This is a genomic window from Wolbachia endosymbiont of Spodoptera picta, assembly GCF_018141665.1.
Taxonomy (GTDB): Bacteria; Pseudomonadota; Alphaproteobacteria; order Rickettsiales; family Anaplasmataceae; genus Wolbachia.
Genome location: NZ_CP067976.1, coordinates 669,139 through 681,446, shown reverse-complemented (window position 1 = coordinate 681,446; position 12,308 = coordinate 669,139). Strand labels below are relative to the sequence as shown.

14 protein-coding genes, 1 tRNA gene and 1 pseudogene are annotated in these 12,308 nt (G+C 34.0%); 8 read left to right on the top strand and 8 right to left on the bottom strand.

Translation table 11 applies throughout. From position 1 onward, the window contains the following. Window positions 1–92 precede the first annotated feature (92 nt). Together JKF54_RS02950 and JKF54_RS02945 are read left to right on the top strand one after the other, a co-directional pair. Complete coding sequence (locus JKF54_RS02950) at window positions 93–1,367, top strand: APC family permease (protein ID WP_211907493.1); 1,275 nt, start codon at window positions 93–95, stop codon at window positions 1,365–1,367. Between the two features lie 70 nt (window positions 1,368–1,437). Then, entirely contained in the window at window positions 1,438–2,724 is a 1,287-nt protein-coding gene (locus JKF54_RS02945; RefSeq protein WP_211907492.1) for an APC family permease, read from the top strand. Window positions 2,725–2,752: 28 nt separating this feature from the next. Here JKF54_RS02945 and JKF54_RS02940 read toward each other — a convergent pair whose 3' ends face one another. After that, window positions 2,753–3,178 carry a hypothetical protein gene (locus tag JKF54_RS02940; RefSeq protein ID WP_211907491.1) on the bottom strand — a complete coding sequence of 142 codons (426 nt, stop codon included), beginning with the start codon at window positions 3,176–3,178 and terminating at the stop codon, window positions 2,753–2,755. Window positions 3,179–3,315: 137 nt separating this feature from the next. On the opposite strand from JKF54_RS02940, the gene JKF54_RS02935 reads away from it, so the two are divergent. Next, complete coding sequence (locus tag JKF54_RS02935; RefSeq protein ID WP_211907490.1) at window positions 3,316–4,344, top strand: aspartate-semialdehyde dehydrogenase; 1,029 nt, start codon at window positions 3,316–3,318, stop codon at window positions 4,342–4,344. A 1-nt stretch (window position 4,345) separates the two neighbouring features. Here the strand turns inward: JKF54_RS02935 and JKF54_RS02930 are convergent, their stop codons facing one another. Further along, on the bottom strand, window positions 4,346–5,422 hold the full coding sequence (locus JKF54_RS02930) for a 5-(carboxyamino)imidazole ribonucleotide synthase (RefSeq protein ID WP_211908734.1): 1,077 nt from the start codon (window positions 5,420–5,422) through the stop codon (window positions 4,346–4,348). A 106-nt stretch (window positions 5,423–5,528) separates the two neighbouring features. On the opposite strand from JKF54_RS02930, the gene apaG reads away from it, so the two are divergent. Continuing rightward, window positions 5,529–5,933, top strand: a complete 405-nt coding sequence (gene apaG, locus JKF54_RS02925) for a Co2+/Mg2+ efflux protein ApaG (protein WP_211907489.1) — start codon at window positions 5,529–5,531, stop codon at window positions 5,931–5,933. A gap of 202 nt (window positions 5,934–6,135) precedes the next feature. Here the strand turns inward: apaG and JKF54_RS02920 are convergent, their stop codons facing one another. Next, the gene (locus JKF54_RS02920; RefSeq protein WP_211907488.1) at window positions 6,136–7,734 is read right to left on the bottom strand and encodes an ABC transporter permease; all 1,599 of its coding nucleotides are present in this window, start codon (window positions 7,732–7,734) and stop codon (window positions 6,136–6,138) included. A gap of 130 nt (window positions 7,735–7,864) precedes the next feature. On the opposite strand from JKF54_RS02920, the gene trhO reads away from it, so the two are divergent. After that, window positions 7,865–8,710 (top strand): oxygen-dependent tRNA uridine(34) hydroxylase TrhO, encoded by an 846-nt coding sequence (trhO, locus tag JKF54_RS02915; RefSeq protein WP_211907487.1) that lies wholly within the window; start codon window positions 7,865–7,867, stop codon window positions 8,708–8,710. Here trhO and JKF54_RS02910 read toward each other — a convergent pair. Beyond that, window positions 8,707–9,107: pseudogene (locus tag JKF54_RS02910) on the bottom strand (hypothetical protein). The gene trhO and the pseudogene JKF54_RS02910 overlap by 4 nt on opposite strands. A gap of 138 nt (window positions 9,108–9,245) precedes the next feature. Here JKF54_RS02910 and JKF54_RS02905 point away from each other — a divergent pair. After that, the gene (locus tag JKF54_RS02905) at window positions 9,246–9,404 is read left to right on the top strand and encodes a type II toxin-antitoxin system RelE family toxin (RefSeq protein WP_019236727.1); all 159 of its coding nucleotides are present in this window, start codon (window positions 9,246–9,248) and stop codon (window positions 9,402–9,404) included. A gap of 304 nt (window positions 9,405–9,708) precedes the next feature. Here JKF54_RS02905 and JKF54_RS02900 read toward each other — a convergent pair whose 3' ends face one another. Both JKF54_RS02900 and JKF54_RS02895 read right to left on the bottom strand, forming a co-directional pair. Continuing rightward, window positions 9,709–10,008: a type II toxin-antitoxin system RelE family toxin gene (locus tag JKF54_RS02900; protein ID WP_211907486.1), complete on the bottom strand. Its 300-nt coding sequence runs from the start codon at window positions 10,006–10,008 to the stop codon at window positions 9,709–9,711. Beyond that, window positions 9,984–10,214, bottom strand: a complete 231-nt coding sequence (locus JKF54_RS02895; protein WP_211907485.1) for a hypothetical protein — start codon at window positions 10,212–10,214, stop codon at window positions 9,984–9,986. The genes JKF54_RS02900 and JKF54_RS02895 overlap by 25 nt, the downstream gene beginning before the upstream one ends. A 156-nt stretch (window positions 10,215–10,370) precedes the next feature. On the opposite strand from JKF54_RS02895, the gene JKF54_RS02890 reads away from it, so the two are divergent. Next, entirely contained in the window at window positions 10,371–10,745 is a 375-nt protein-coding gene (locus tag JKF54_RS02890) for a hypothetical protein (RefSeq protein WP_211907484.1), read from the top strand. Window positions 10,746–11,065: 320 nt separating this feature from the next. On the opposite strand, the gene JKF54_RS02885 is transcribed toward JKF54_RS02890, so the two are convergent. Further along, window positions 11,066–11,152: transfer RNA gene (locus JKF54_RS02885), tRNA-Ser, on the bottom strand. Between the two features lie 31 nt (window positions 11,153–11,183). After that, window positions 11,184–11,981: a DUF2163 domain-containing protein gene (locus JKF54_RS02880; protein WP_211908670.1), complete on the bottom strand. Its 798-nt coding sequence runs from the start codon at window positions 11,979–11,981 to the stop codon at window positions 11,184–11,186. 85 nt (window positions 11,982–12,066) lie between these two features. Between JKF54_RS02880 and JKF54_RS02875 the strand changes: the two genes are divergently transcribed. After that, window positions 12,067–12,252, top strand: a complete 186-nt coding sequence (locus JKF54_RS02875; RefSeq protein WP_211908668.1) for a hypothetical protein — start codon at window positions 12,067–12,069, stop codon at window positions 12,250–12,252. The last annotated feature ends 56 nt before the right edge of the window (window positions 12,253–12,308 follow it).

The following is a 12,308-nucleotide window of genomic DNA, read 5'->3' as shown; positions in this document are numbered from 1 at the left end:
AAAAATGCAAATTTTTATACAAAAAAGATCAATTGAAATTTTCGAGCTTCAGCTATATTGTTAATATATTCAGATAAAAATTAAACATTGTCGTGTCAAATAAAATAGGCTTTTTGGCTATTTTCGCCTTGGTGATCAGTAGCCAAATCGGCTCTGGAATTTTTATGCTCCCAATTAGCCTTGCACCATGCGGCGCTTATAGCCTCATAAGCTGGGTTATATCAGGATTTGGTGCTATATCTCTTGCTTTAGTTTTTGCTTCACTCTGCGCAAAATTTCCAGAAACGGGTGGTCCTCATATTTATGTGAAACATGCCTTTGGCTCTACAGCAGCTTTTTTTGTTGGCTGGACATATTGGGTAAGCTCGTGGGTAAGCTCAACAGCTGTGACAATTGCAAGTATCGGTTATTTAGCCCCACTTTTTCATAATGATATACAAGATATACGTTTGCTTTTAGAAATAACATTGATTTTAGCTATTATGCTAATAAACTTAAGGGGAGTAACTACTGCTGGGCATGTTGAGCTTCTGCTGACCATTGTTAAAATTATTGCACTTCTCGCAATACCTATCGCAGGGTTGTTTTTCTTTGATAAAAATAATTTTATTGTAAGCGAGGAAGTATCAAACTTTACAATATCACAAACTCTTGCTCGTTCTACACTCCTTACTCTATGGTGTTTTATTGGACTTGAATCAGCAACAGCACCTGCAGGATCCGTCAATAATCCAGCTAAGACAATACCAAGAGCTATAGTGCTTGGAACAGTCTGTGTTGCTGTGATATATTTCATCAATAGTCTTTCAATTATGGGATTGATAAGTGGTAATGAACTAGCTAGTTCAAAAGCACCATATGTTGATGCGATAAAAATTATGTTTTCTGGTAATTGGCATTTAATTATTTCTGTTGTTGCCTTTATCGTTTCTGTAAGTAATTTAAATGCTTGGTTTTTAGCTGATGGACAGGTCACCTTAGGCCTTGCAAAAGACAAGTTAATGCCGCAATTTTTTGGCAAAAAAAATAAGCATGATGCTCCATTATGGGGAATAATACTCAGTACTTTGGGGGTGTTAGTTTTACTTATCCTAACGTCAAACAAAAGTTTTGCTGAGCAAGTAACTTCAATAATTGATATCTCTGTGGTGTCATTTTTGTTTATCTACTTAGCATGTAGCCTTGCTTTTCTCAAAGTTAATATACAAGACAAAAGCTACTGCAAATTTTTAATTGGAGGTGTGGCTGTATCTTTTTGCTGTTGGATAATATACGAGACTTCTATAAAAACATTGTTAATATCAAGTCTATTCCCTTTAAGCGGAACACTTATTTATCTACTTTGGTATCATAAACGAAAAACTTAACTTAAATTTTTTATTTGCTAAAATTCTTAAGCTATACTACTGGCTTACATTAATAGAATTAAGAGGTATTGTGTCAAATAAAATAGGTTTTTGGGCTGTTTTTGCTTTAGTCATTAGTAGTCAGATCGGCTCTGGGGTTTTTATGCTTCCAATTAGCCTTGCTCCATATGGCGCTTATAGCCTTATAAGTTGGATGATATCAGGAGCTGGTGCTGTGTCTCTTGCGCTAGTTTTTGCTACGCTATGTGCAAAGTTTCCAGAAACAGGAGGTCCTCACGTTTATGTGAAACATACTTTTGGTCCTGCTGCAGCGTTCTTTGTTGGTTGGACATATTGGGTAATCTCATGGGTTAGTACAACAGCTTTAATAGTTGTGGGTGTTGGCTATCTTACACCATTTTTCCATGAAGATATCAAAAGTATACGTTTATTTTTAGAGCTGTTGTTATTTACAATCATTACATTAATAAATTTAAGGGGAATAGCTACTGCAGGGCACGTTGAGTTTCTGCTCACGGTTGTGAAGGTTGCTGTATTGCTTGCAATACCTGTAGCAGCGTTGTTTTTTTTCGATAGAAATAATTTTATCATAAGTGAAGAAATATTAAGTCTTACAACATCGCAAATTCTTGCCCGCTCTACACTCCTTACTTTATGGTGTTTTATTGGACTTGAATTGGCAACAGCACCTGCAGGGTCAGTTGATAATCCAGCTAAAACTATACCAAAAGCTGTGGTGCTTGGCACAGTTTGTGTTGCTGTTATATATTTTATCAACAATTTTGCAATTATGGGATTGATCAATGGCAACAATTTAGCAAGTTCAAGAGCACCATATGTTGATGCGATAAAAATTATGTTTTCTGGTAATTGGCATTTAATTGTTTCTATAGTTGCATTCATTTTTTGTGTTGGCAGTCTAAACGCTTGGGTTTTATCTAGTGGACAAGTTGCTTTTGGTCTTGCAGAAGATAGACTAATGCCAAAATTCTTTGCTAAAAGGAACAAGCATGGCTCTCCTTTTTGGGGAATAACAGTTAGTTCAATTGGAACTGCAATTTTACTAATTCTCACTTCAAACAACAATTTTGCCCAGCAGATTACGTCGATTATTGACTTTTCTGTAATTTCATTTTTGTTCGTTTATCTTGCGTGCTGTTTTGCCTTTCTAAAGGTTATTATACAGGAGAGGAGTTGTTATAAGCTTTTAATTGGTAGCATAGCAACAACCTTTTGTTGTTGGGTGATATTAGAAACCCCTGTAGGTACTCTGCTGATTTCGAGCCTGTTCACTGCAAGTGGCATACCCATTTATTTATTTTGGTACTGCAAAACTTCTGTGCAACAAATTCAATAGTGAGAGATACACTGTAAATGGTTAATATTTATGGGCCAAGATTTTTTTTCTCTTTATCTACTTGTTCAATATTACCATTCTCAAGTTTGCTACCTACTTCTTCTGTGCGTTTATTATCTATGTAGATCTCATTTTTTGCTTTATTAGAAAGACCTATTTGCGATTGCAGTTTTTTATACTCTTCTTTTTCAGGCGTGAAAATTTTCACTAAAAATCTTCCCATTATTGATATTGAACTTAAAAAATCTCTTAATCCAAAAGATTCTTGCTTCTTGTTTGAAAGATGCTGGTCTATCTTAGAAATTTTCACACCATACTTTTTATCATCAAAATTTATCGCTGTCTTGCTTTTTTTCGAAAGAACATTTTGAATCTCTAATCTATTGACTTTTTCAGGCTTTTGAAATTCAGATACTGTAGGTTTGACCTTAGTGTCATCATGTTTTTTACTCATTTCATTCTACCATGCAATATTACTAGTATCTTATAATTATAACTAAATTATGGTTAATTGCAAGGGAAAAATATTAAAGTAATTGTAAATTTTATCAGTAAAAATATAATATAGCTTTAAAGTCAGAGGTTTATCTAATGGGATATAAAATTGCTGTTATTGGAGCAACAGGAAGAGTAGGGCGTGAGGTATTAAGCGCGCTTGCCGAGTTTCAAGACGAAGGAAAAATTTCAATAGATTCTGTTATTGTATTTGCATCAAAAAAATCAGAGGGAAAAAAGGTAAGTTTCGGCGATGAAGAATTAACTGTCTTAGACCTTGAAAACTACGATTTTGTTGGAATTAATATAGCAATTTTCTGTGCTGGGTCTCATGTTTCCGAGAGATACGTACCGATTGCAACTGAAGCTGGATGTATTGTCGTAGATAATACCTCTCGTTTTAGGATGAAAGAAGGCGTGCCACTAGTTATTCCAGAGATCAATAAAGATAAAATTACGGAATATAAGAATCACAACATAATATCTAACCCAAATTGTACTACAATACAGATGTTGTTGGCATTGCATTTATTGCACCAAAAAGCAAAAATAAAGAGAATCGTTGCTTCAACTTATCAATCAACTTCTGGTGCAGGTAAAGCAGCAATGGATGAACTCTACAACCAGACAAAAAAAATATTCATGAACGAAGCTAAAAAATCTGAAATATTTCCTAAGCAAATAGCATTTAATTGCATTCCCCATATAGGAGGGTTCATGGAAGATGGCTCTACAGAAGAGGAATGGAAAATGCAAGAGGAAACAAAAAAAATTTTAGGAGAGAATATAAAAGTGACTACAACTTGTGTAAGAGTGCCTGTCTTTATTGGACACGCTATTGCGGTAAATGTAGAATTTGATCAGCATATAACTGAAAAGGAAGCTCGTGAAATGCTCAGTGAAGCCGAAGATAGTGGAATTTTAGTGTACGATAGGCGTGAAGACGGTGAATATACGACTCAGATTGATACTGTACAGGAGGATGCTGTATATGTATCGCGTATCAGACAAGACAGTACCATAAAATATGGACTCAATATGTGGATAGTAGCTGATAATCTACGCAAAGGTGCAGCACTAAATATAGTGCAGATCTTGGAGATCTTGATCAAAGAGCATTTATAGCTCAATAACTTAAATCTATATTGACATGTCCCATTTTACGCTTGTCCCTAACCTCTTTTTTCCCATATATGGTTAAACTAGCTTTTTCGTTGCTCAAATATTTGTGAGAATTATATATATCATTACCTATTATATTTTTTGTCATGCAAGGAAAGCGTAATACTACTTCCTGCATAGATAGCCCGCATATTATCCTAACTAGCTGCTCGAATTGACTAACGTTGCATGCATCCAAGCTCCAGTGGCAAGAATTGTGGGGTCTTGGGGCCAGTTCATTAACTAGTAATTCATGATTTTGAGTGATGAAAAATTCAATAGCTAGAATTCCTACTACATCAAGCGCAGTTACTATTTTCTCTGCAGTTTTTTGTACCTCTTGGGCTAATTTATTATCTATTTTAGCTGGTGCTATTGAAGTATTAAGTATTCCGTCAACGTGGTGATTCTCTGCTATGGGAAAAAAAGCTACTTTACCGTTTTTATCTCTTGCAACGACTATTGAAACCTCTTTCAGTAAATCAACACTTGCTTCAAGAATGTACTCTTTATTCCAATCGAAGGAAGCAAATTGCTTCAGTTCAGAATCATTTTCAATCACATATTGTCCTTTTCCATCATAACCCATTTCTGTTGTTTTTAGCCTCACTGGATAGCTAAAAGTTTCACTACTTTCTAGTAGCTGATTATAATTTTGTATACTTTTGTAATCAGCAGTTTTTATGCTTAAATCTCTAATAAAATCTTTCTCTCTCAGCCTATTTTGCGAAATGTGTAATGCCTTTTTGCCTGGATAAAAATCTGTATGCTGCGACACAATATCAATTGCACTACATGGAATATTTTCAGACTCAATAGTGACTAAATCCACACTCTGTGCAAAAGATTCAAGTGCTCTCTTATCACAGAAGTCTGCTATTGTTAAGTCATCAGCAACAGAACAAGCTGGATCGTTTTTAGCACTGGCAAAAATATGCGTTTTGTGCCCAAGTTTTATTGCAGCGATAGCAGTCATTTTACCCAATTGCCCACTTCCTATTATTCCTATCACTTTTTTATCCAGTGGATCTGTTTTGTTCATCATGTAAATTAATACTTCCTAGTTAGAGTACGATAATATGCTTGGAAAATCCATGAAAAAAGTGTATAATTGAAGTGTGTTAAATTTTTATCATGAACACTTTACGATGACCATGAAATACACACTTATTACTAATTCTGTTGAAGTTACAGTTTTGCCAATTTACATTGAAGAGCAATCCATTCCTTATGAAAATTGTTACGTATGGATGTATAATGTTAAGATAAAAAATAAAAGCTCATCAACCATTCAATTATTAAGTCGCTATTGGCGAATAATAGATCATAAGGGCAAAATAAATGAAATTGCCGGATTTGGTGTTATTGGAGAACAACCTGTAATAAAATCTGGAGAGGTATTCAAATATACAAGTGGAACATACTTAAATACACCATCAGGAATAATGCAGGGTAAATATGAATTTCTGAACGAAGAGAGCATAAAAACCTTTGATGTTATGGTACCACCCTTTTCCTTAGATAGTCCATACGTTAACACTAGACCTCATTGATCATCAAGATAGTGTATTTGTTTAAGTGCATCTGAAACCAGTGCTTCTTGTTTTGTCATTTGAGCTTCCATAATGTCATCCGAGTAGCTGATACTGAGATCCAACTAAGTTGATAAACACGAAAGCACTGACCATTTGCTTCTATAGTTGTCTTTTTTCGTCTATCTTATTTTGTTACTCTGCTGAACAGATGCAAAATAGTTTATTTTTGATTCTTATCATCAAGTGTGAATAAGATTATTGTAGAGGTTAAACCTATAATAACTATCATTAACGAAAATGGGGCAGCTTCTCTGTAACGCTCATCGCTGACAAGTTCATATACTCTAGTTGATATAGTTTCAAAATTAAATGGTCTGATAATTAGTGTTGCCGTGAGTTCTTTTACCGTATCCATAAACACGAGCAGAAATCCCGATAGTATGCTTTTCTTGATAAGGGGAATATGAATATTCAGGCACGTGGAAATAGGCCCATGACCCATAGTATATGCAGTCCATTCAATTTCATTTGGTGTTTTTTTGAGTCCCGACTCTATCGCCTTGAAAGATATAGCAAAAAAATGAAATAAATATGAGTAAACTAATGCGCCAATAGTTCCTACCAAGCTAATTTCTACAATATATTGAGTAATGAAAGAAGATATTCTGCTTAAAAATATTATTATGCTAATCGCAATAATTGCATTTGGAATTGCATATCCAAGAGAAATGAGACGTGCTATATTGCTTATTACCTTATTTTTACGTGCTGTATATCCAATAATTATTGCAATGCTGATCGAGATTAGCGCGGTAATAAATGATAAACTAATACTGTTTGTTATTATATTGTAAAATCTTGCTTCGTATATGAAAAAGCCTTTCTCTATGCTCCAATATATAAGTGGAATCATTGGTAAAATAAAGCCTATTAATATCGGCAATAAACACATAAGATAAGAAAAGATCAACGATATAGAACCGTTTATACTACGTTTATTGTGATAATCTGCATTAGTATTGATTGAAGAGTAAGATATTTCTCTTTTTTGTAGTTTTTTCTCGATAACTATTAGTGTTGCAACGAAAATCAGTTCTGCAACTGCCAAAACAGTAGTTGAATATTTGTCATGCAATAAAAACCAAGTACGGTATATTCCTGTCGTGAAAGTATCGATAGCAAGAAACTGTGGTGTGCCGAAATCTGTAATTACTTCCATTAGTACCAAGGATAACCCAGCTATAATTGATGGACGTATGGAGGGTATGATGACAGAAAACAGACTCTGTAATGAGGAGAACCCAAGTGTTGATGCAATAGTGACTGAGTTACTAACGCTCTTTAGACTTGAGCGGACCAACATATAAACGTATGGATATAGACTAAATCCCATTACTAATATTCCACCACCTAGGGATTTGATCTCGGGAAACCAATAGTCACCTTTGCCCAATTGAAAAGTATCTCTTAACAAGCTCTGAATCGGACCTGAAAACTCTAGCGTATTTACATAAACAAACGATACTATATATCCAGGAATTGATATCGGAAAGAATAAGGCAATCTCAAAAATTCTACTTCCGGGAAACGAAAAAAATGTAGTAAGCCAAGCTGGAATTACTCCAAATATAAAGGATATTAACCCTACTCCTACCATCAAAATTAACGTATTGAGTATATATTCAGTAAAAAGTCTACTAATTACCCATCCAGAGTTTGCTGATTCTGTAAATAGAATCGATATTAACGATAGTATAGGGCAGACAAATAATACACTTACTAAAAACAAGAATATATTTTTAAATACTCTCAGAAACATTAACTTGAATCTATATTTGATATTAAAATGTTATATGCAAAAACTAAAGATATCCAGTAATTAACAGCCGTCCTATTGAATATCTTCATAATTTTATATATTATGTTTTAAATCGATAAACTAATTAATTATGAGTTTTGTCATTGCAACTTTCTATCATTTTGTAAAACTCTCTAATTATTATGACATGAAAGATGAAATAAAAGTTGCATGCGACAATGTCGAATTAAAGGGTACTATACTCCTTGCAGAAGAGGGTATTAATGCAACCGTATCTGGTGAAAGAAACGCGATTGATAAAATATTAGATTTTCTATGTTCTGATTATAGACTAAGGGACCTTACATGGAAAGAGAGTGCAGCAGAATATCAACCATTTAGTAAGATGAAAGTGAGATTAAAAAGAGAAATTGTGAATCTTGGTGTAAGTAATCTCGATACTTCCGTTAGAGGTCAGTACATTGATCCAGATTATTGGGATGATTTTATCTCTCAACCTGATGTTTTAGTGATAGACACACGAAATGATTACGAAGTAAAACTAGGCAAGTTTAAAAATGCAATCAATCCACATACTCAGCGTTTTCGAGATTTTCCTCAGTGGGCAGAGTCATTTTCTGAGAGTAAAGACCTGAAAGTGGCTATGTACTGCACTGGTGGAATCAGATGTGAGAAATCTACAGCATATATGAAAAGCCTTGGATTTAACGATGTTTATCACCTTAAAGGCGGTATTCTTTCCTACCTTGAAAAAACTCACAACAAAAGTGGTAGTTGGGAGGGCGAGTGTTTTGTTTTTGATGATAGAATTGCTGTTGATCATTCACTCGCCCCAAGTGATAAAATAAAATGCATATTCTGCTCAAGTAAAGTTTCAACTGATGAGCTGAAATCAGTTCCACGTGGCCAGGTAGTTTGCTCTGATTGTAAATCTTTAAGTATTGAAAGAAATTCAGAATACAACACGAACCTTTAATAATTTATTTCTCTTTGCATATTTGTAACCTTAATTTTATCAAGGCATTTACCTACAACATAGCCCGCTCCAGCTCCAAGTAACGCACCAACTATAGCAAATGCAATCAACACTACACCAGAACCGCCAATAAGAGCTAAAGTTTCTTGCACTAAACAACATGCTGCAACTAGACCAGCAACTAAACCAATTCCTACACCTATGCACCTAAGTTTCATGTTATTACTAATATTGTAACCTCTTCTATGCTTTAGGCTATGACTAGTATTGTTACTTATCCAATCAAAGATTTCGACATTTGGGTTTTTGTCCAAAAAATCGAAAGCTCACCTATTGTTTTGTTACGCAAACTATCTAAAAATATAACTTTATCTTTTACATTTTGTTTACGTGTCATTTTATTTTTCCATACTATTAGAATATATTTTTACTACACTTAATGTCTTAATAATTGGTAAATTCCCATACAAGAATAAGTAGATAATCTTACCACTATAGGTGGGACTAAAGCGGTATAAGATTAAATTCCTGAAAAATGTTGGTAAGAAGAGCTTTTCCAAAAACAATAAAGTTAAGAGTTGAAGAGATAGTAAAAGAGCGACTTACAGTTAATCCAATTGATTTTGGTGAATCGTTTTGTTACAAACTCAAAGGATACAGAAGATTGAGAACTGGTGATTATCGTATCATGTAAATGCTGCAAAGTATGAAGTAACCATTGTTTCAATAAAACACAGAAAAGACATTTACGAGTCTGAGGCTTCCAGTATTAACTTACTGTAACCTTTCCGGTTGAGCCACTGCGATTCTTTGCAACGTTTATCTCTAATCCGTTATTAGCATCGATTTTATAGTCTGTAGAGTAGTAAAATTATAGGGGGTAGCCAAAAAAATGAGTTATTTTTGAGCTGAGCAAAGCCACCTAAGGTGAAGAATGGATCAGGAAGGAGGGCTGTATAATAATATATTTATAATTTCCTTACTTAACGAAACAGAGTTTATTGAAAAACATAGTTATTTAGTACTTTAAGAGCCTTCTCGTAAATAGTGTCTCTATGTCCTATTGTAACGATAGTTACTTCATGTTTTTTGGTGTCTGTATAATACATGATACGATAGTCGCCAACCCTTAGTCTTCTGAACCCTTTGAGTTTGTAACAAAACGATTCACCAAAATCAATTGGATTAACTGTAAGTCGCTCTTTTATTGCATCTATAGCTCTTGACCGTACTTTTTTTGGAAGATTTGGAAGATCTTCTTCAAGAACACTGTCTAGGAAGATAATAATGTATTCCAATCCACGTCCTCACTTTTAGTTTTTTTTTCATTTTCAATATCATATTGATCAGCAACTACAGATAGTAAAAAATCTTCCATTTCACGACCTATTGCTTCTTTAAATAGCCTGTCTGCTAATTCTTGAGTGGGCTGCTTAGTGAGCTCAACTAGCTTAGCAAAATGCTGTAAAGTTTCTTTACTGAAAGCTAAATTAGCGTTTGCCATAAGTTTTACCGAAATCTACTAATAATTATAAAACATTTTTCTGAAATTTTCAATAAAGAATTGTTAAGGTGAAGAGGAAGAAGGGGTGTATAATATATATTACTTGTTTTAGCTTTTGTAAAAAACTATATTACAAAGTTGTTGTTCTATGGAGTTATGAAGTTGTTTGAGGATACAGAAAAAGAGTATTTCGGATTAGGTAGGAAAAGAAGAATGCTCTTTAGAAAACTGGATAAAGCAAAAAACATAGTTCTTAAAGAGAGTAAAAACGTTTTTTTGCTAGAAGATTATAAAAAGAGTGGAATTCCTGTATTGTTAAATCACGAAACGTTTGGTCCTATAATTGGAATTTTCATTGTACTTGATGGAGATTGCAAAGAACAATATGAGCTGATTTTAATCGCCCACGATTGTATTTCTAAGTCAGGTATAGAATATTCTAGTGTAACTACGATATATGAAGGAAATTTAATTCTGTTTATGCATAGAAATATAGAGAGGTGGTTTTTAGAAATGGAGGAAAAATACTAAAATAAAAGTTTGACAGTTAATTCTCGAGCTAGTACATACCAGTTTGCTGATGCTCGTGAGAAATGACACAGACTAAGTATAGTATTGCAAGAGATTATTAGGAATAGGGAAGGTATGCTGGCTACTGGATGTATTTCTATGATAACAACTACTCTTCGTCATCAAAAATCAAGAAGGCTCTGCAACTTGATGAACATCAACTCTATTCTTTTATTGACGTAGATGACTCTGAAAAATTGCGGAGCTGAAGTGCTAATGCTATATGGTTATTACGTTCAAGAACAAAACGGAAAATCCTATGTTATACTAGAAATAATGTGCGGAAAAGGGGGGATTCGAACCCCCGACATATTTTCATATGTGCACGCTTTCCAAGCGTGTGCTTTAGACCGCTCAGCCACCTTTCCATACTTATTCATAATATTAAAAATTATGCTGCTAAACAACTGGTATATATGGTTCGCCACGGAAATTCACAGTATTGTTAAACTTGTTTTTGCACGTTAAAAACGCTTTATCACAACCTGCAAGTATCGAATATTTATCTCCGGTAGAAATTTGATATGGAGGAGAAGCAAATAATGTAACTACTTTATTTTTGTATTCTTTAACTACAACTTCAAATGTTGCTGAACTAAAGAATTTTACCACTCCGTGCTTATAATATCCATCGCTTTCGATTAAATTAGTGTCTTCAAATCTTCTTTCATCTATCACTTTAGTAATTGTGCTCATTCTACTAAACTTTTTAGCATCAGCTTTACATCTATCATCGCAAAATTGTGCCCTGCATACAGGAGAATATAGCTCTGTTATGCTTCTCTCAAGCTTTGTCGCAAGACCTCTAATTTCAGCGATAAACCTCCCACTATTTAATGTTACTTTACCAAAAGTTCCTGCATGCAAATTCATAATTCCCTGACTCAAATCTTTATAATTCACAAGAAATATTTCAATATTTGCAAAGTCATGCCTTCCTGATAAAACATCTTTTTCTTTAATATCAGCACTATTTAATATTCCTTCAATTTCTATATTATCAGTTCTCAAATCGCTATTTAATATTATACTGCTGGCTATAAAACCGCTTGAAGATTTATAGAGTATATTATTGAGATTTAAATCTTCATCATAGTCAGTGAATCCCATTACCTCCCCACTTACAAGTGTTAATTTCCAGCAAGTAGCGATGGTAAGTAATTCTCCAGTTAAATGGTTTTTTAGTTTGGTTTGCATACTGCTTAATTGATTGAATTTGAAAACGTTCGATAGGTAAGGGATTATGATAATTTATCCATTATCTGAGTAGCCATAGGGTGTCATGCCAGCTCCCATACATTGGCATCCAGTTAAATTTACGAGTATAAAAGTAATGTTAAAATACAACGTTTCTGATGATGATGGAAAAATGGATCCTAGTGTCAAGCACTGGGATGACACCATTTACTATGCAAATTGCCACAATTTTCGTACAGCTGTGACTGGGATGACATTACTTATTGTGTGAATAGAATAAATACCCGTAGAGTTTGTTACGCACTGGCTTATGTTTATTTGATCGAC

Excerpts from the sequence above, each read along its gene's own strand:
- JKF54_RS02940 (WP_211907491.1), bottom strand. The coding sequence starts at position 3,178 with ATGAGTAAAAAACATGATGACACTAAGGTCAAACCTACAGTATCTGAA.
- JKF54_RS02935 (WP_211907490.1), top strand. The coding sequence starts at position 3,316 with ATGGGATATAAAATTGCTGTTATTGGAGCAACAGGAAGAGTAGGGCGT.
- JKF54_RS02930 (WP_211908734.1), bottom strand. The coding sequence starts at position 5,422 with ATGAACAAAACAGATCCACTGGATAAAAAAGTGATAGGAATAATAGGA.
- apaG (WP_211907489.1), top strand. The coding sequence starts at position 5,529 with ATGACCATGAAATACACACTTATTACTAATTCTGTTGAAGTTACAGTT.
- JKF54_RS02920 (WP_211907488.1), bottom strand. The coding sequence starts at position 7,734 with ATGTTTCTGAGAGTATTTAAAAATATATTCTTGTTTTTAGTAAGTGTA.
- trhO (WP_211907487.1), top strand. The coding sequence starts at position 7,865 with ATGAGTTTTGTCATTGCAACTTTCTATCATTTTGTAAAACTCTCTAAT.
- JKF54_RS02905 (WP_019236727.1), top strand. The coding sequence starts at position 9,246 with ATGTTGGTAAGAAGAGCTTTTCCAAAAACAATAAAGTTAAGAGTTGAA.
- JKF54_RS02895 (WP_211907485.1), bottom strand. The coding sequence starts at position 10,214 with ATGGCAAACGCTAATTTAGCTTTCAGTAAAGAAACTTTACAGCATTTT.
- JKF54_RS02890 (WP_211907484.1), top strand. The coding sequence starts at position 10,371 with ATGAAGTTGTTTGAGGATACAGAAAAAGAGTATTTCGGATTAGGTAGG.
- JKF54_RS02880 (WP_211908670.1), bottom strand. The coding sequence starts at position 11,981 with ATGCAAACCAAACTAAAAAACCATTTAACTGGAGAATTACTTACCATC.
- JKF54_RS02875 (WP_211908668.1), top strand. The coding sequence starts at position 12,067 with ATGCCAGCTCCCATACATTGGCATCCAGTTAAATTTACGAGTATAAAA.